This window comes from Nocardioides conyzicola, assembly GCF_039543825.1.
Lineage (GTDB): Bacteria > Actinomycetota > Actinomycetes > Propionibacteriales > Nocardioidaceae > Nocardioides > Nocardioides conyzicola.
The window spans coordinates 1,530,485-1,547,462 of record NZ_BAABKM010000002.1 but is presented as its reverse complement, the minus strand read 5'-3'; the positions used below and the strand labels follow the sequence as shown (position 1 = coordinate 1,547,462).

Sequence of the window (16,978 nt, the reverse complement as noted above, 5' to 3'; positions counted from 1 at the left end):
AGCGCTGGGATGTGGCCGCAACGTAGCAGCCGGAGGTCAACGGTGGGTTACGGCACCGACCTGATGCGGGTGACGAAGACCGAGCCCAGGATCGCGGCGGCGAACGCGCTGCCGTAGAGCACGCAGTAGCCCACCGAGAAGCCGTCCCCGTTGGTCTCGGTGACACCGCCGAGCCCCTCGACGACGATCAGGATCACCGCCGCGACTCCGGGCGCGAAGACCTGCGGCAGCGCGTTGGCGATGTTGATGACGCCGAGGTCCTTGCCGCGGTCGTCGGCTCCGGGGAGCACCTGGGTGATCAGCGCGAAGTCGACGGACGTGTAGATGCCGTAGCCGAAGCCCATGAGCACCGCCGCGACCACCGCGGTCGGCCAGGTCTGCCCGATCGCCAGCAGCAGCGAGGCGCAGCCGCCGACGACGCCGGACCAGATGACGAACACCTTCCGCTTGCCGCTCCGGTCGCTCCAGATGCCGAAGGTCACGGCGGTCGCCATCAGCACCGCGGCGTACGTCGCCGTCAGGATCAGCACCCGGTCGGCCGCCTCGTCCTTGTCGAAGCCGATGACGTCCTGCATGTAGTAGAGGAGGTAGAGGAGGCCGAGGGCGTTGCCGAGGTTGACCAGGAAGCGGGTCAGCCAGGCCCACGCGAAGTCGGGGTGGGCGCGCGGTGAGACCCAGAAGGAGCGCAGGAACGCGCCCCAGTCGAAGGGCGCCGGCTGCTCCTCCGCCGTCAGCGGGATGTCGCGGGAGTCCAGGCAGTAGGGGATGGTCAGCACGAGCAGGAAGCCCGCGGTCACCAGGTAGCCGGCCGCGATGCTGCCGGTCGCCGACGCGATCCCGGTGCCGCCGACGACGCCGACGGTCTGGGCGATCGCGAGGATGCCACCGACCTTGCCGCGGTTGCCGACCGGCACCTGGTCCGGGACGGTCGCGGTCACCGCGGCGAGCATCGCGTTCAGCGAGGCCTGCACGCCGCACCAACCGAGCGCCATGACGACGACGTTGTCGGCCGCCGACAGCACCACCAGCGACAGCGCACCCCCGAGCGCGCCGGCGATGATCCAGGGCAGCCGGCGCCCTGCGCGGAGCCGCGTCCGGTCCGAGAACGCGCCGAAGACCGGGTTGCAGACGACCGACGTCGCCGCGCCCAGGCCGAGCACCAGCGAGAGGATCTGCTTCTTGCTGTCGGCGTCGATCGCCTCCGCCTGCTGGGCGAGCAGCACGGAGATGGGCCCGAAGAAGCCGGCCCAGAGCCCGATGCTCGCCAGCGTCAGGAACGCGACCCAGCGGCCGGGCGGGTTCTCGGTCGGCTCGGCCAGCGCCGAGCGACGCAGCGCCGGCCCAGCAGGGGGAGTGTCGGTGGTCACACCGGCATTGTGGGGCCGATCAGACGCGTTCGAGCAGGAACACCGGGATCTCGCGGTCGGTCTTCTCCTGGTACTCGGCGTACGGCGAGTACTGCGCCACCGCCCGCTCCCACCACTCGGCCCGCTCGGCACCCTCGGCGATCCGGGCGCGGTAGAGGTGCGGCTCGGGGCCGTCCTGCAGCTCGACCTCGGGGTGCTCGACGAAGTTGTAGTACCAGGTCGGGTGCTCGGGCGTACCGCCCTTGGACGCGACCGCGGCGTACACGCCGTCCTTCTCCACCCGCATCACCGGGTTCTTGCGGAGCTTGCCGGACTTGGCGCCCTTCGAGGTGATGACCACGATCGGCCACTCCGGCTTGCCCTGGAGGACGTTGGCCTCCTTGCCGCCGGACGCCTCGTACTGCGCGACCTGGTCCCGGACCCACTGGGCCGGGCTGGGCTCGTACTCACCTTCAAGTGCCATGTCACCAGAAGACCACCTGTGGCTCCGGTATTCCAGGGCGGCGATAGCGTGCGGGTCATGAGCGCCATCGAGGGAGTGTCCGAGATCTTCGACGCCGACGACTGGGACGACGTGCCCGGCTTCGAGGACTTGACCGACCTGACCTACCACCGGGCGAAGGCCCACGGCACGGTCCGAGTGGCGTTCGACCGGCCCGACATCCTCAACGCCTTCCGGCCGCACACCGTCGACGAGCTCCTCCGGGTCCTCGAGCACGCGCGCCGGTCGAGCGACGTCGGCTGCGTGCTGATCACCGGCAACGGGCCGAGCGAGAAGAACGGCAAGTGGGCGTTCTGCACCGGGGGCGACCAGCGCATCCGCGGCCGTGCCGGCTACCAGTACGCCGACGGCGAGACCGAGGAGACTGTGGACAAGGCCAAGCTGGCGCGGCTGCACATCCTCGAGGTGCAGCGGCTGATCCGGTTCATGCCCAAGGTCGTCATCGCCGTCGTGCCCGGCTGGACCGCCGGCGGCGGCCACAGCCTGCACGTCGTCTGCGACCTGACGATCGCCAGCGCCGAGGAGGCGCGCTTCAAGCAGACCGACGCCGACGTCGGCTCCTTCGACGGCGGCTTCGGCTCGGCCTACCTCGCCCGCCAGGTCGGCCAGAAGTACGCCCGCGAGATCTTCTTCCTCGGCGACGAGTACTCCGCCGAGGACGGCGTCCGGATGGGCACCGTCAACCGGGCCGTGCCGCACGCCGAGCTCGAGAAGGTCGCCCTCGACTGGGGTCGCAAGATCAACGGCAAGTCCCCGACCGCCCAGCGGATGCTGAAGTACTCCTTCAACCTCCTCGACGACGGCCTGGTCGGCCAGCAGCTCTTCGCCGGCGAGGCCACCCGGCTTGCGTACATGACCGACGAGGCGCAGGAGGGGCGCGACCAGTTCCTCGAGAAGCGCGAGCCCGACTGGTCGCCTTACCCCTGGTACTACTGAGCCGGCCGGGCACGTCGTCGGCTCGACGCGCCCGTGTTTCCCGATGTTTGACTAGTGGTCGGGTTTGTGCGATTTCCACCGGGGGCAGGGTCCTGAGTGTTCGACGGCCCTCTCGGGGTCGGATCCTCCTCATCTCATGCTTTCTTGCGTCATGTGTTCTCGGGACTCATGAAGGGAGCCGGTGTCGTGTTTCGGGTGATCGCCTGCGGGTTCCCTGCGGCTGCCGTGCCGTCGTTGCCGTACGGCGCGGTCGTGGAGCTGCCGCACCCCAGTGAACCCGGGTTCCTCGACGCTGCGCTCGACCACCTGCTCTCCGAGGAGTCAGACGTGCCGCGCCTGCTGGTGCATGACGGCACCCGTGTCAGCGAGCACCGCCTGCGGCTCCTGCGCAGCGTGTACGGCGACTTCCGGGTGCTCCCGGTCGGCGTCCGCCGCCCGCTGACCGGTCTGGCGAGCACCGCCACCGTGCTGGCCGGTCTCGCCGAGCTCGGCGTCGCACCCGGAGCCGTGCTCAGCGGGCTGCCGCTGATCCTCGGCCACTCCCGGATCGAGGCGGTCAGCCGCCGGGTCTCCGGGCTGGACCTGCCCGAGATCGGCCTGCGGCATCACCTGGTGTCGATGATCCCCGGCGCGGTGGTGCGGATCCGGTTCACGGAACGGATCGAGGTGGGAGTGCCCCGGTCCGGGCACCACGCCGACGCGTTGATCGGACCGGACGCCGTCGTCGTCCGCGCCGGCAACCCCGCCCTGGCGGGGAGGTTGGCGAGTCGCGGACAGCCGGTCTCGAACGGTCAGCTCCCGACCATCGACGTCGAGGGTCCCGCCCCGGTCACCAGCGGCTGGTGGGGCACCCGCAACTACTACGAGCGGTGCGTGCTGACCAGCGACCTGCGCGTGCTGGCCTCTCGAATCGGGACCGGACCCTGGCGTCGGTGCCCGGAGTGCGGCGAGCCCGTGACCTCCCACTGTCGCTTCTGCTCCGCCCAGGAGGCCTTCGTATGAATCCCCGTCAGCGCCGCGGCGTCATGATGATCGTGGTTGCGGTCGTCGGCGCAATCGCTGTGTTCTTCGCGGTGTTGAGCTACGTCAACAACATCGAGTCCGAGGTCGGCGACAAGGTCCAGGCGTGGGAGCTCACGACCGATGTGCCCCAGTACCAAGCGATCCCGCTCGATTCCGTCAAGGAGATCGAGGTGCCGGCGCGATGGCTGCCGGACACCGCCGTGCGCTCGCTCGACGACCTGGTGGGGACGGTCGCCGCCGCGGACATCCCGAGCGGCACCCTGCTGCAGTCCAGCACGGTCGTCGCCGCGCCCGAGGTCGAGCCCGGCACCCGGGCGGTGACGATCCTCGTCGATGCGGAGTCGGGCGTCGCCGGCAAGCTCACCCCCGGTGCCCAGGTCGACGTGTGGGCGACCTTCGACGGCGAGACCACCACGGTCGGCCCGCGGGCCAAGGTGGTCGCGCAGGGGATGCGAGTGCTCGACGTCGGTCTCGAGACCGAACGCACCCGGCAGACCTCGGCCGGGGTCGTCGAGCCCACGCAGGCGGTGCCGGTGACGTTCGTCGCCAACACCGACGAGATCAAGGCGCTGACGTTCGCGGAGTCGTTCGCGCTCGAGGTGCGCCTCGCCCTGCGCACGCCGACCGACGACTCGCTGGTCGCGCCTGACAAGCGCTCCTACGAGGAGACCTTCCAGATCCCGGGAGACGAGAAATGAACGGACGTGTGCTGGTCGCCGGCGAGAACGAGGAACGGCGCAACCGGGTGGTCGTCACCCTCGGCGAGATCGGCGAGCTCACGATCCTCGGCGCGGTCGAGGCGCGCAGCGACGTCGCGCTCGTCGTCGACGACGCCGATCAGGAGCTCGACCTCCTGCTGGTCGACGTGGACTTCGGCGAGCAGGTCGTGCTGTCCATGACCCGTGAGCTCACCAAGGTCCGCCCGGACCTGGGCGTCGTCATCCTCGCCGACCACCCGTCCGTCGAGTTCTTCTCGGCCGCGATGGAGGCCGGCGCCCGCGGCCTGCTCCCCACCAACCCGTCGGTGGAGGACCTCCATGGACGGTTGGCGCAGATCGCCGACTGGCAGCGCCGGGTGCGCAGCATGGCCTTCGCCAGCAGCGGGGCCGACGCCGCCGGCCGGGTCATCGTCGTCACCGGCGCCAAGGGCGGGGTCGGCACGTCGACGATCGCCCTGCACCTGGCGCTGACCGCGGTGCGCGGCGGCAACGGCCGGCGGGTGTGCCTGGTCGACCTCGACCTGCAGCAACGGGGATTGCGGCACCTCCTCGACTTCCACGGCCGCCGGACGATCCTCGACCTCGTGCCGGTCGCCGAGAACGTCACCGGCCGACACGTCGACGAGGCGCTGTTCGGCCACTACTCCGGGCTGAAGATGCTGCTCGCACCCCACGAGCCCGAGCGGGCCGACGAGGTCACTGGCGACGCGACCCGCTACATCCTGGGCGCGATCCGGGACCAGTTCGACGTGGTCATCGTCGACGCCGGCAGCGTGCTCACCGAGCCCGGGGCGGTGGCGATGGACTTCGCCGACGACCTGATCCTGGTGGCCACCCCCGACGTACCGGCCCTGCGCGGGGCGAGGGAGACGCTCGGCATGATGTCGCGGCTGGAGGTCGCCAAGGCCGGCGACGTGAAGGTGCTGTTCAACCGGGCGAGCCCCCGGTCCGAGGTCCAGCCGGACCTGGGTCGTCGGATCACCGGCACGGAGGCGTTCAAGGTCGCGGTGCCCGAGGACTGGAAGCACCTGGAGGAGGTCGCCAACGGGGCGTCGGCGCTCGACCTGGGCGACTCGCCGTTCCGCCGGGCGATCATCGCGCTCGGCCGCGAGCTCCAGCTCGGCACGCGGCTGCGTCCGCGGGGATCGGACGAGCCGGTCCTGAGGACCGAGGCGGACCAGGCGATCGCGGAGATGAAGTCGCGGCGCGGACGCAAGCGACGCAAGCGGGGCGACGCCGGCCAGACCACGGTCGAGATGATCTTCGGGATCGTCGTGTCGGCGGCTCTCTTCCTCCTGCTCCTGCAGGTGGCGTTGTACGCCATCGCCACGGTGTCGAGCCGTCGCGCCGCCGACGCGGCCGCGATCATCGGGAGCCGCGACGGGCTCATCCCCCGACAGGTGCGTGCTCAGGAGGCCGCAGAGTCGCGGGTCCCGGGCTTCCTCGACGTCCAGGTGAGGGACCACGGCGACGGCACCTTCACCGCCGAGGTGCACGTGCCGCAGATCGTGCCGCTCGGTGACCTGTCGATCAAGCAGAGCGGCAGCTACACGGACTAGGAGCAGGGAGTGGACATGAAGCGCAGACGGGCACAGCGAGACGAACGCGGGTCCATCACCGCGATCGAGACGCTCGGCATGATCCCGATCATCGTCATCGTCGTCGGCGCGATGTTCCAGCTCTACCTGCTCGCCCAGGCGGGAGTCGAGGCGGAGTCCGCGGCCCGCCTCGCCACCCGCGAGATGAGCAAGGGCACGCCCGCCTCGGCGGCCGAGAACCACGGTCGCTCGCAGGCCAACCCGCGGTTCCGGGTCGACGTCCGGGCCCACGACGCCAGTGCCAGGGAGCCAGGTACGTCGGGCGCGGCCGGCTCGGTCTCTGCCACGGCGGAGGCGACGGTGCCGTTCCTCGGGATCGGGGTGCCCGGTCTCGACCTGACCATCGAGCGCAGCGCGATCATGCCGCAGGACCCCGGCACCGGCGGCTTCTGACCCACCAACGGACGAGGAGCCACATGTCACTGCGCGACCGCGTGAGGGCGGGCCACCACGACATCGACAGCGGTGTCGGCCTCAGCCGCGCCATCGACGACGACATGGCCGCCCACCTGCGGCGGCTGCTGCTGGCCGAGGTCAACCTCAGTGAGCTCTCTGCCCTGACCGACGAGGCGAAGCGGGCCCGCCTCGAGCGGGTGGTGGGCGCCCTGCTCACGCGCGAGGGGCCGCTGCTGTCCAACCGCGAACGCAGTCGGCTGGTGCGCCGTACGGTCGACGAGGCGCTGGGTCTCGGCATCCTCGAGCCGCTGCTCGAGGACGACACGGTCACCGAGATCATGGTCAACGGAGCCGAGAACATCTTCGTCGAGAGGGCCGGTCGGCTCCATCTGCTGCCGATCCGCTTCAGCTCCGAGGCGCAGGTCTACCAGGCGATCGACCGGATCGTGGCCAGCGTCAACCGCCGCGTGGACGAGTCGAGCCCCATGGTCGACGCGCGACTGTCGACCGGTGAGCGGGTCAACGTCATCGTGCCGCCGCTGGCCGTGGACGGCCCGACGATCACGATCCGTCGCTTCCCCACGCCCTACTCGATCGAGCAGCTGATCGGGCTCGACACGTTCGACCAGGAGACGGCCGACCTGCTCGGCGCCCTGGTCCTCGCCCGGACGAACATCCTGATCTCCGGCGGCACCGGATCGGGCAAGACGACCATGCTCAACGCGCTGTCCTCGTTCATCCCGGAGCGGGAGCGGATCGTGACGATCGAGGACGCTGCCGAGCTGGCGCTGCAGCAGCTGCACGTCATCCGGCTCGAGGCCCGCCCGGCCAACGTCGAGGGCGAAGGGCAGGTGACCATCCGCGACCTGGTCCGCAACTCGCTGCGGATGCGGCCGGACCGGATCATCGTCGGTGAGACGCGTGGCGGCGAGGCGCTCGACATGCTCCAGGCGATGAACACCGGTCACGAGGGTTCGCTGGCGACCATCCACGCCAACGGCGTCCTGGACGCCCTGCTGCGGATGGAGACCCTGTGCACGATGGGGGAGATCGAGCTCCCGCACGCCACCCTGCGCGACCAGGTCAACACCGCGATCGACGTGATCGTGCAGCTCACCCGGCTCCCGGACGGACGGCGCCGGATCGTGGAGATCGCCGCGCTCACGTCGCAGCACCGCGAGGACTACCAGCGGCACTCGATGATGCGGTTCGAGGCCGACGACTGGGACGGCCACAGCGCCGTCACCGGTCGGGTGATCCGGCAACCCCTCACCGACGAGCTGCTGCTGCGCTGCCGGTCCGCCGGCGCAGCCGTCCCGCCGGCGTACGACCCCCGAGTGCTGGGGACGTCGACATGACCATCACCGCCATCGTGCTGCTGTGCCTGGGGACGGCTGCGACCTTCGTGCTCGGAGTCTCCATGTTCGCCGCCGAGAGCGACCGGCGGCGGGTGATCTACGCCAGCGACCTGGACGAGCAGACGAGCGGGTGGGGGCGGTTGTCCTCGTGGACCGAACGGCAGGTGCTGCGCACGTCGGCGGGCCGCCGACTCCGGCGCACCCTCGACCGCGCCGACGTGAGCTGGACGGTGGGGACGGTGGTGCTGGCCGCGATGGTCGTGATGGTCCTGGTCTGGCTGATCGCCGACAGCCTCGGCGGCCCGGTCCTCGCCGTGATCGGCGTGATCGGCGTGGTGATGGGACTCCGCGCGTTCCTGCGCTACCGGATCGAGAAGCGGCGCCAGAAGTTCGTCGACCAGCTGCCCGAGCTGGCCCGGCTCCTGGCCAACGCGACCCAGGCCGGGCTCGCGCTGCGGGCGGCGCTCGGCGTGGCCGCCCAGGAGTCGGTCGAGCCGGTGCGGTCCGAGCTGGAGCAGGTCAACCGGGAGCTCGTCGTCGGCGCCGACCTGGACGAGGTGCTCGGCAGGCTCGCGGACCGGATGCCGTCGCGCGAGGTGCAGGTGCTGGTCAACGTGCTCGCGATCCAGGTCCGGGCAGGCGGCCGGGTGGTGACCGCCCTGCGGGGGATCACCGACGCGCTGGAGACCCGGCGCGAGGTACGGCGCGAGGTCAACACCCTGCTCGCCGGCACGAAGGCGACCGTGGCCGCGGTCGCCGGCCTCGGCGCGTTCATGCTGCTGCTGGTCAACATGTTCGCCGAGGGCGGGCTGCGCACGGTGCTGGAGGACCCGATCGGGATCGTGCTGTTCGCCGTGTGCGGCGGGGTCTTCGGGCTCGGCCTGCTGCTGGTCAAGCGGTTCGGGACGGTGGACGTATGACGACGCGAGGTGGCCGCGGATGAGCCTGCTGTTCGCGCTGATCTTCACCAGCCTGCTGCTGATAGCGGTGCGCGGCTGGCGACTGGCCGGCGACCCCGGGGTCGCCGGGGACCTGATGGCCGAGACGGTCGACGACCGTCGCGAGCGCACCAGCCTGGTCGGGATGCTGCTGAGGTTCCTGGACCGCGCCATCGGGGGCCGCGCGGTCCGCGGCGCCTCGTCCCGATCGCGTCGCTCCGTCCAACGGGCCCTCTACCGGGCCGGGCAGGCGGAGAAGGTCAGCTACGACGACGTGATCGCCCGGCAGGCGACCTGGGCCTTCCTCGGCGGCATCGTCGCCATCCTCGGTCTGGTCAACGGCATCGTCTTCGGACTGCCGCTGCCGATCCTGGGGTGGTACTTCCCGCGCCTGACCCTGTGGCTCAACGGACGGCGCCGGGGGGCGCTGATCGACAAGGAGCTGCCCGACTTCCTCGACGTGCTCGCGGTCACGATCAGCGCCGGCCTCGGCTTCCGTACGGCGCTCGCCCGGGTGGCGGTCATGGTCGGTGGGGCGGTCGGCGAGGAGATGCTGATCGCACTGCGTCAGATCGAGCTCGGGACCCCGCGCCGGGAGGCGTTCGCCCAGCTCCGCGAGCGGTCGGCCTCGCCCGCCATGATCGAGTTCGTGACCGCCTACCTGCAGGCGGAGGAGCTCGGTGCCCCGGTCGGTCAGTTCCTCACGACGTACGCCACCGAGCTGCGGCGGGCGGCGGGTCAGAAGGCACGCAAGGCGGCCGCCCAGGCCAACCCCAAGATCAGCCTGGCGCTGACGCTGGTGATCATGCCGGCGATCGCCGCCATGATGATCGGGGCCATCGCGATCTCGACCCTGAAGGGCTGACCATGGTCGACCTCGCGATCCCGCAACGCTTCCGCCGCCCCTACGCGGCGGACGACTGGACGCAGAGCCGCGCCAGCTCCAGCCTGGTCCGGGTGCTGCTCGACGTACGGCTCGTCGGCGGGCTCTTGGCGGTCGTCTGGTCCTGGATCGCCGACCAGCCCGCGGCAGTGCTGGTCGTGCTGATCGGATGGATGCTGGGGGTCCTCCTCCTGCTGCTGCGGTGGGAGCGGTTCGCCGAGGTGCAGGTCACCCACCCGGCAGTGCACCTGCTGGACCTGACCGTGGTCACCGGGCTGCTGGTCGGCACGGGTCTGTTCAGCCCGGTCGCGTTCCTGCTGGTGTCGGGTGGACTCTTCACCGGGTTGTGCCTGGGCTACCGCGGCGCCTGGATCTTCAGCCTCGGCTACCTCCTGAGCTGGCTCATCGCGGCGAGCGCGAACCTCCCGGATCGGCTCACGTCGGCCACCGAGTTCCTGCTCCTGGTGGTGATGCCGGTGCTGCTGGTCGCGATGGTCTTCGCCGGTGCCGCGTTCCAGCACGCCGTGATCGCCGCCGCCCGCCTCGAGGAGGCGCTCCACGAGCAGCGGGAGGGCGCCGCGATCGCCGAGGAGCGGGCCCGGCTGGCCCGGGAGCTGCACGACTCGGTGACCAAGTCCGTGCACGGCATCGCGTTGCTCGCCGAAGCGGCCGCTCCGGTCGTCCGCAGCGCCCCCGACGTCGCCGAGCAACGGGTGGGCCAGATCGCCGACGCCGCGCGCCGCGCCAACCGGGAGTCCCGGGAGCTGCTGGTGGCCATGCGACGCGCGGACGGCACGAGCTCCCTCGCCGACATGCTGCGGGCCACCCTGCAACGGTGGGAGACGGTCTACGACCGGACGGTGGTGGACCGGATCGCCCCCGACCTCGGACGCACCGACCCAGCAGCCCAGTACGAGCTGGGCGCCGTGGTCAACGAGGCGCTGGAGAACGTCGCGCGGCACACGCCGTACGGCACCACGGTGACCGTGGGCGCCGAGGTCGCTGACGGCTGGCTCGAGGTGGTCGTCGCGGACGACGGGCCCGGTATCGCACCCGGCCGACGCCGCGAAGCCGCCAGCAGGGGCCACTTCGGCCTGGTCGGGATGGACGAGCGGGCGGTGCGGACCGGGGGCTCGTTCGTGGTCGACACGGCCCCGGGCCAGGGCACGACGGTGCGGATCCGCATCCCGCTGGGAGAGGGGCCGTGATGACGCCGGTGCGGGTCCTCATCGCCGACGACAACCCGATCGTGCGGATGGGTCTGGTCGCGCTCCTCGACAACGCGCCCGGGGTGGAGCTGTGCGGCGAGGCCGCCGACGGGCGGGAGGCCCTCGCGCTCGCCGTCGAGAAGCGGCCGGACGTCACGTTGCTCGACGTCCGGATGCCCGGCACGGACGGGCTGAGCGTGATCGGCGACCTGGAGCCGCTCACCCGGATCGTGATGCTGACCCACTCCGACGAACCCGACGTCATCTCCCGAGCGCTGGCTGCCGGGGCGACCAGCTACCTGCTCCACGGGTCGTTCGACGCGGACGAGCTGGTGCGCGCGGTGACCGATGCGGCCGAGGGACGGATGCGGCTCAGCCCCGCCGCCGCCGCCGTCCTGGCCGGTGGTCTGCGTGGCGAGGAACCCGTGCCGTTGTCGGCGACGCCGAAGGACCTGGGGTCCGCAGATCCCGAGCAACGGTGGAGCGAGCTCAGTCGGGAGCACCGGCTCAGCCGCCGCGAGCTCGAGGTCTGTCGGGAGCTCGTGACCGGACTCTCCAACCGCGACATCGCCCGCAACCTGTTCATCGAGCCGAAGACGGTCAAGAACCACATCAACAGCGTCTTCGCGAAGCTCGGCGTGACCAGCCGCGCCGAGGCGCTGGCCGTCCTCCTCGGGACGGCCGAGGAGGCGTCCGAGCACACGCCCGCTCGCACGCCCAGCCGCCTCGCCACCTGATCGCCCTCACCCCCTGGATCAGGCGGGCTACCAGACGATAGCCCGAACGGGCTATAGGCCCTCGGGCCCAGAACGAGGCCCAATCGCCCACCTCGGGATCGGGCCGGGTCGGGTCCTGGGGCCCTGTCACCGGGCCCGCGCCGGCTCCTAGCGTCGGTCACGACAACACGGCGCGCGTCTCGGGCGCCGACCGACCAGCAAAGGACCCAGGCTCATGTCCCAGTACCTCGCCGCTCAGATCACCGCCTTCCTCACGGCCGCAGCCGCCCGTCGCGACGAGCGCGGCCAGACCACCGCCGAGTACATCGGCATCATGGTCGTGATCGTCGCGATCATCGGCACCATCCTCGCCATCAAGACCAACGTCGCCGACGGTGCCAAGACCACCATCGACCAGGTGTTCAAGTCCCTCCAGGGAAAGATCGAGTGACGATCCGCGGGATCTGGTCGAGGACGAAGCGATGCGCAGGGAGCGTGACGAGGACGGGCAGGCCCTACCCGGCCTCCTGACCGTGACGCTCGCTGGGTTCGCGATCGCCCTCGGCCTCTTCTCGCTCGCCCGTGGTGAGGAGCAGTCGGCCCGGTCCGACACCGCTGCGGACGCAGCGGCCCTGGCCGCGGCCAAGCAGTGGCACATCGAGGCACTCCGTGCCCTCGAGTCGACGGCGATGACCCCGGCCATCGGAGGCACGCTGACCGCGCTCAACGTCTACCAGCCGGCGTCGGGGTACCCGCTCGCCGAGGAGTTCGCGCGAGCGAACGGCGCCCGGGTGCTGCCGGGCGGCTACCGCTGGATCCCCGACCTGTCACCGGTCACCTGGACCGTCGAGGTGACGGTCGAGCAGCGTGACGACCTGCCCAACGATTCCGACGAGGCGCGCTCCACGTCGCGAGCGCGGCTGAAGGCGACCGGCGGCCTGTGCAACGCCGGCGCCAGCGTCGGACTCGTGCTGCGCGACGGCAGCTGCGCCGGCCCGGTGCGGGCCGCCGTCGTCTGCACGCCGCCGACGCCGGCCACCCCGAACCCGCTCTACGAGGAATGCCCCAGCGCAGCGGAGATCGCGGCCGGCTACAAGACCGAACGCACCTTCGTCGACTGAACCGTCACCAGGAGGTCCCGATGACCGACGACAACGCCGTACCGACACCGCGGGCCGACGACCGGAGCGAGTCCGGTCAGGGCACCGTGGAGTTCATCGGTGGCTTCGTGGTGCTCTGCGCGATCATCCTCGCCCTGCTGACCCTGGTCGATCCCGTCCGTGACGAGGTCCGCGAGCTCTGCCGGGTCGCTCTCGCCGCTATGCGCGACGGACCGGGCTGACCACCCATGAAGCTCCTGCCGCCACCGCCGTCGCGCCGCCGCGACCAGGCCGGCGCGACCTCCGCCGAGTACATCGGCATCTCGGTCGTGGTCGTGGCGATCATCGGGGTGCTGCTCGGGCTCGCCGCCCCGGTGCTGGCTGGGTCGGGAGGCGTCGTCGACCGTGCCTTCTGCCAGCTGGCGTCGCTGGTCGGCGGTGGTGGCGGCTGCGGGTCCCCCGCTGCGCAGCCGAAGTACATCCCGACCAAGTGCGTCACCAGCCGCGACGACCACACCTACGGCGGCAGCGTCACCGTGCTCGCGACCGTCCAGGCCGACGGCGGGTACGAGCTGCGCCGGGTCCTCACCCGCAACCCGGACGGCACGATCACCGAGGGCTACGAGGTCCGCACCAAGGGCAAGCTCGGCGCCAACTACACGCTCAAGGGCGGCGGCAGCGCCGAGGTCAACACCGGCGCCACCACCAAGGGCGCCGGTGCGGGCGTCAAGATCAACGTCGGCGGCGACGCGGCGTGGGGCCACTCGCTGAAGTTCGACACGCTCGAACAGGCCCAGGCCTTCATCGACAAGTACGGCGACAACCTCGGCGAGTTCGGCGGCCTGCCCGAAGGTGCGCCCACGCCCGAGTCGACGTACTTCGACCTCAGCGGCCAGGTGAAGGCCTCCGGCGAGCTCGGGCCGCTGGACGCCAACGGGTCCGGTGCCGTCACGCTGGGCGCGGAGCAGTTCAAGAACGGTGACACCAAGGTCAAGGTCGCCCTCACCGCCAAGGCCGCGGGCGACCTGGGGATCCCGTTGCCCGAGCAGGTGCTGGCGCTGCAGGCCGCGGGCGACGCCTCACTGGTGACCACCGCCGACCTCACCTTCGACTCCACCGGTCAGCTGGTCAAGGTCGCCGGCAGCGTGGTCGGGACGGTCACCGGCGACGTCGACATCGGTGCCAACACCGACCTGGTCAAGGACCTGCCGATCAACGGCAAGACCACGGTCAAGTCCCTGGACCTGCCGGCCTTCATCGACGGCGCCAAGGGAGGGACGCAGTTCCAGGTGAACTTCTCCACCGACTTCCGCCGCGACGACGGCAGCGTCGACACCTCGGCGCTCCGGGCCCTCAGCGAGGGTCTCCAGAACTTCGTCACCAACGGCCAGGGCCTGTCCCCGGACCAGGTGGCGGTGCTGGAGGACCAGCTGGACAACCACTCCCAGATCACGCTCGACCACTACAACGTGGCCAAGGAAGAGGACAAGTACGGTGGCAAGATCTCCTTCCTCGCGATCAACATCGGAGGCGAGGTCCACCATGTGGCGGTCAACAGCAACCTGCTCGGGTCCTACTACTACGACCCGGACAAGGGCACCTGGCAGGAGAACACGGTATGCGACCGATGAGGCGGCTGATCGCGCTCGCGGCGACGACGGTGGTGGTCATGGGTCTCGCCGGCTGCGGTGACGGTGACGAGTCCACCGGCAAGGCCAGCGGGCTGTCGACCCCGTTCAGCATCGGAGTCGACGGGACGGATCGCCAGGTCGCCGTCGGCCACGGCGTGTCGGTGCGGGTCCCGAGCGACTGGACGCCGTCCGCGGACGAGCAGCTGGACCCGCAGGGCCGCACCTACGAGTGGGCGGTGCAGGCGCCGGCCGACGGCGCCACCGCGTTCCCCGCGTTCGTCAGCATGAGCATGGGCGTCCCCGGGGAGACCAGCACCGGCTACGACGCGGCCCCGAGCGCGCTGAAGACGGTGGAGGGCGTCCATCCCGGGTTCGAGGTCCTGGACGAGGGCGACATCGACGTCGAGGGCGTCGACAACGCCTACCAGGTCCGCTACCTGCACTCCGGGAGCTACCAGGGCGAGCCGGTGCAGGTGCAGTCCGTGCAGGTCTTCCTCGACATGCCCGGCGACGTGCTGTCCGCCGTCCGGTTCGAGGCGCCCGCCGACGACTTCGACGAGTCCGGCGTGGACAAGATCCTCGACAGCCTGACCGTGAACGTCGAGGACTGACGTGCCAGGCCCACGCAACCGATCGCGCAGGTCGGACTCGGTGCCGGTCCTGCTGGCCAGGCTGGTGGCGGTGGCGCTGGTGCTGTGGGCAGTCGGTGCCGCGCTGACCCACCTGATGTTCGTCGCGTTCGGCATCCCGGCTCGGATCGAGCTGAGCAACGGCGACCACCGCGGTCAGGCGGTGTGGATCGGCGCCCAGTGCCTGGTCGCCGCAGGGGCGTTCGCGGCGTCGGTCCTCACGACGCTGTCCACCTCGGGCTTCACCGACCCTCAGGCGGCGCGGCGCCGGACCGGACTAGCCGCGCTCGGTCTGGTGGTGATCGCCGCCGGGCTGGTTTGGGGAGTCCATCTCGTCGGTATGGTCGATCGCGTGCTGACCTTCAGCCTCGAGGGCGCCCTCGTCATCGGTACCGCCGCCGGTCTCGGCACCATGTGGTGGCGGGCCGACCCGGACCGGCTGTGGGAGCGGCCGACCGCGGTCCCACCTCCGACGGCGCAACGGGCCTGGGGCAGCCGCGGGCGGTGAGGGGCATGTCCTCCGTCCGGCTCCGCTTGCGGCGCGCCGTCGCGGGTCTCGCCGTCGCCGTGGCCGCAGCCGCAGCCGTCGTTCCAGGACCGGTGCCCGCGCCCGCCGCGGGTGCGGCCGGTCAGGAGGACGACCTGCAGGTGCTCTTCGTGCTCGACGTGTCCGGGTCGATGGGCCGGGTAGCCCCCGGTGGCGCCAGCACCCTGCTGCAGGGCGCCAAGTCGGCGATCACCCAGGTCAGCAGGTCGCTGCCGGCCGAGGTCGCGCTCGGGCTGCGGCTGTACGGCGCCGAGTACGGCGGCACCGACACCGCGACCGCGTGCGCCGACACCCAGCTGGCCGTGCCGCCTCGCCCGGGGTCCGCCGACCAGGTGGTGGAGGCGCTCTCGGGCCTGACCCCTCGGGGCGACACCCCGATCGGCCGGTCCCTCCTGGAGAGCGTGGACGACTTCGCTGCCGGGGACGGGCGACGCGTGGTGGTGCTGATCAGCGACGGTGAGGACACCTGCGCCCCGCCCGGCCCGGCCCCGTGCAAGGCCGCGGAGCAGATCGAGCGCCAGGACGCCGCGATCCAGGTGGAGACCGTCGGTCTCGCGCTGGGCGGACAGCCGGCGGCCGTCAACGCGCTGCGGTGCATCGCCCGGGCGACCCACGGCACCTACTACTCCGCCGACAACACCCAGGCCCTGGCCGCGGCGCTGCGTCGGATCGCGGACGACACCATCGCGCGACTGGGTGGCGGGAAGCCGATCACCGGCGGTCCTCGCGCGGACGCCGCCCGCAGGGTCGGGGTCGGCGCCTACCGCGACACCCTCCGTCCCGGCGCCACCAAGTGGTACCGCTTCCGGGCGCAGCCGGGCGACCTGCCCCAGGTCCTTGCCTCGGTGAAGGGGCCTGAGAACCTCCGTGTCCGCTACTACGGTCGCGACTGCGCGACCTGGGAGCTGCGCCTCTACAACCCGTACGGCGAGGGCGGCAGCTACCAGCCCTACGGCGGGATCGGGATCTTCGACGGGTCCGGGATCGCCGCGATCGGAGCGGAGACGACTGACGTGCTCGCCGACACCGGCGTCGGGATCGACTACCCCGGGATGTGGAGCTTCTCGGTGTCGCTCGCGCGGACCGCGATCGAGGACTGCGCGGACTACTTCCCGCACACGGACTTCCCGATCCGGATCAGCGTCACCCTGGACCCGGACGCGCGGTCCGAGCCCTCCGACGAGCAGGGGGGCGACCAGGCGACCGAGAGCCCGACCATCGACCCGAGTGACACGGCCTCGCCGTCCCCGTCCGGCAGTGGCGACGAGTTCGTCACGCCGGCGCTCCCCCCGACGGACGTCGATGCCGGGAAGGACAGCGAAGGCGGCAGCATCGACTGGACGATCCCGGCGCTGGTGGTGCTGCTCGGGGCGCTGGGGGTGCTCGCGGCCCGGCTCATCCGCAAGCGGCGTACCGGGATGTGAGGG

The 16,978-nt window shown here is 71.2% G+C and carries 19 protein-coding genes; 17 read left to right on the top strand and 2 right to left on the bottom strand.

Translation table 11 applies throughout. The features are described from left to right. Nucleotides 1-47: 47 nt before the first annotated feature. Nucleotides 48-1,367, bottom strand: a complete 1,320-nt coding sequence (locus ABEA34_RS10610; protein WP_345521225.1) for an MFS transporter — start codon at nucleotides 1,365-1,367, stop codon at nucleotides 48-50. 19 nt (nucleotides 1,368-1,386) lie between these two features. Continuing rightward, on the bottom strand, nucleotides 1,387-1,830 hold the full coding sequence (locus ABEA34_RS10605; protein ID WP_345521224.1) for a nitroreductase family deazaflavin-dependent oxidoreductase: 444 nt from the start codon (nucleotides 1,828-1,830) through the stop codon (nucleotides 1,387-1,389). A gap of 57 nt (nucleotides 1,831-1,887) precedes the next feature. Between ABEA34_RS10605 and ABEA34_RS10600 the strand changes: the two genes are divergently transcribed. The 17 genes from ABEA34_RS10600 to ABEA34_RS10520 all read left to right on the top strand — a co-directional run bounded on the left by ABEA34_RS10600 (nucleotide 1,888) and on the right by ABEA34_RS10520 (nucleotide 16,975). Continuing rightward, complete coding sequence (locus ABEA34_RS10600; RefSeq protein WP_345521223.1) at nucleotides 1,888-2,805, top strand: 1,4-dihydroxy-2-naphthoyl-CoA synthase; 918 nt, start codon at nucleotides 1,888-1,890, stop codon at nucleotides 2,803-2,805. A gap of 186 nt (nucleotides 2,806-2,991) precedes the next feature. Beyond that, nucleotides 2,992-3,807: a hypothetical protein gene (locus ABEA34_RS10595; protein ID WP_345521222.1), complete on the top strand. Its 816-nt coding sequence runs from the start codon at nucleotides 2,992-2,994 to the stop codon at nucleotides 3,805-3,807. Then, a complete protein-coding gene (gene cpaB, locus ABEA34_RS10590) occupies nucleotides 3,804-4,526 on the top strand; it encodes a Flp pilus assembly protein CpaB (protein ID WP_345521221.1) in 723 nt (240 codons plus the stop codon). The genes ABEA34_RS10595 and cpaB overlap by 4 nt, the downstream gene beginning before the upstream one ends. Then, entirely contained in the window at nucleotides 4,523-6,106 is a 1,584-nt protein-coding gene (locus ABEA34_RS10585) for a CpaE/TadZ family protein (RefSeq protein ID WP_345521220.1), read from the top strand. Before cpaB ends, ABEA34_RS10585 begins: the two co-directional genes overlap by 4 nt. 15 nt (nucleotides 6,107-6,121) lie before the next feature. Continuing rightward, the gene (locus ABEA34_RS10580) at nucleotides 6,122-6,538 is read left to right on the top strand and encodes a TadE/TadG family type IV pilus assembly protein (protein WP_345521219.1); all 417 of its coding nucleotides are present in this window, start codon (nucleotides 6,122-6,124) and stop codon (nucleotides 6,536-6,538) included. Between the two features lie 23 nt (nucleotides 6,539-6,561). Then, nucleotides 6,562-7,899, top strand: a complete 1,338-nt coding sequence (locus tag ABEA34_RS10575) for a TadA family conjugal transfer-associated ATPase (RefSeq protein ID WP_345521218.1) — start codon at nucleotides 6,562-6,564, stop codon at nucleotides 7,897-7,899. Beyond that, complete coding sequence (locus ABEA34_RS10570) at nucleotides 7,896-8,819, top strand: type II secretion system F family protein (protein WP_345521217.1); 924 nt, start codon at nucleotides 7,896-7,898, stop codon at nucleotides 8,817-8,819. The genes ABEA34_RS10575 and ABEA34_RS10570 overlap by 4 nt, the downstream gene beginning before the upstream one ends. A 19-nt stretch (nucleotides 8,820-8,838) precedes the next feature. Further along, a complete protein-coding gene (locus tag ABEA34_RS10565; protein ID WP_345521216.1) occupies nucleotides 8,839-9,702 on the top strand; it encodes a type II secretion system F family protein in 864 nt (287 codons plus the stop codon). 2 nt (nucleotides 9,703-9,704) lie between these two features. Next, complete coding sequence (locus ABEA34_RS10560; protein WP_345521215.1) at nucleotides 9,705-10,928, top strand: sensor histidine kinase; 1,224 nt, start codon at nucleotides 9,705-9,707, stop codon at nucleotides 10,926-10,928. After that, entirely contained in the window at nucleotides 10,928-11,665 is a 738-nt protein-coding gene (locus tag ABEA34_RS10555) for a response regulator (protein WP_345521214.1), read from the top strand. The genes ABEA34_RS10560 and ABEA34_RS10555 overlap by 1 nt, the downstream gene beginning before the upstream one ends. Nucleotides 11,666-11,879: 214 nt before the next feature. Then, the gene (locus ABEA34_RS10550; protein WP_345521213.1) at nucleotides 11,880-12,095 is read left to right on the top strand and encodes a hypothetical protein; all 216 of its coding nucleotides are present in this window, start codon (nucleotides 11,880-11,882) and stop codon (nucleotides 12,093-12,095) included. A gap of 31 nt (nucleotides 12,096-12,126) precedes the next feature. After that, a complete protein-coding gene (locus tag ABEA34_RS10545; protein WP_345521212.1) occupies nucleotides 12,127-12,765 on the top strand; it encodes a hypothetical protein in 639 nt (212 codons plus the stop codon). Between the two features lie 20 nt (nucleotides 12,766-12,785). After that, the gene (locus tag ABEA34_RS10540) at nucleotides 12,786-12,986 is read left to right on the top strand and encodes a hypothetical protein (RefSeq protein ID WP_345521211.1); all 201 of its coding nucleotides are present in this window, start codon (nucleotides 12,786-12,788) and stop codon (nucleotides 12,984-12,986) included. 6 nt (nucleotides 12,987-12,992) lie between these two features. Continuing rightward, a complete protein-coding gene (locus ABEA34_RS10535) occupies nucleotides 12,993-14,375 on the top strand; it encodes a hypothetical protein (RefSeq protein ID WP_345521210.1) in 1,383 nt (460 codons plus the stop codon). Next, nucleotides 14,363-14,986: a hypothetical protein gene (locus ABEA34_RS10530; protein ID WP_345521209.1), complete on the top strand. Its 624-nt coding sequence runs from the start codon at nucleotides 14,363-14,365 to the stop codon at nucleotides 14,984-14,986. Before ABEA34_RS10535 ends, ABEA34_RS10530 begins: the two co-directional genes overlap by 13 nt. A 40-nt stretch (nucleotides 14,987-15,026) precedes the next feature. Then, nucleotides 15,027-15,512, top strand: a complete 486-nt coding sequence (locus ABEA34_RS10525) for a hypothetical protein (protein WP_345521208.1) — start codon at nucleotides 15,027-15,029, stop codon at nucleotides 15,510-15,512. Nucleotides 15,513-15,517: 5 nt separating this feature from the next. Then, on the top strand, nucleotides 15,518-16,975 hold the full coding sequence (locus tag ABEA34_RS10520; protein WP_345521207.1) for a vWA domain-containing protein: 1,458 nt from the start codon (nucleotides 15,518-15,520) through the stop codon (nucleotides 16,973-16,975). Nucleotides 16,976-16,978 lie beyond the last annotated feature (3 nt).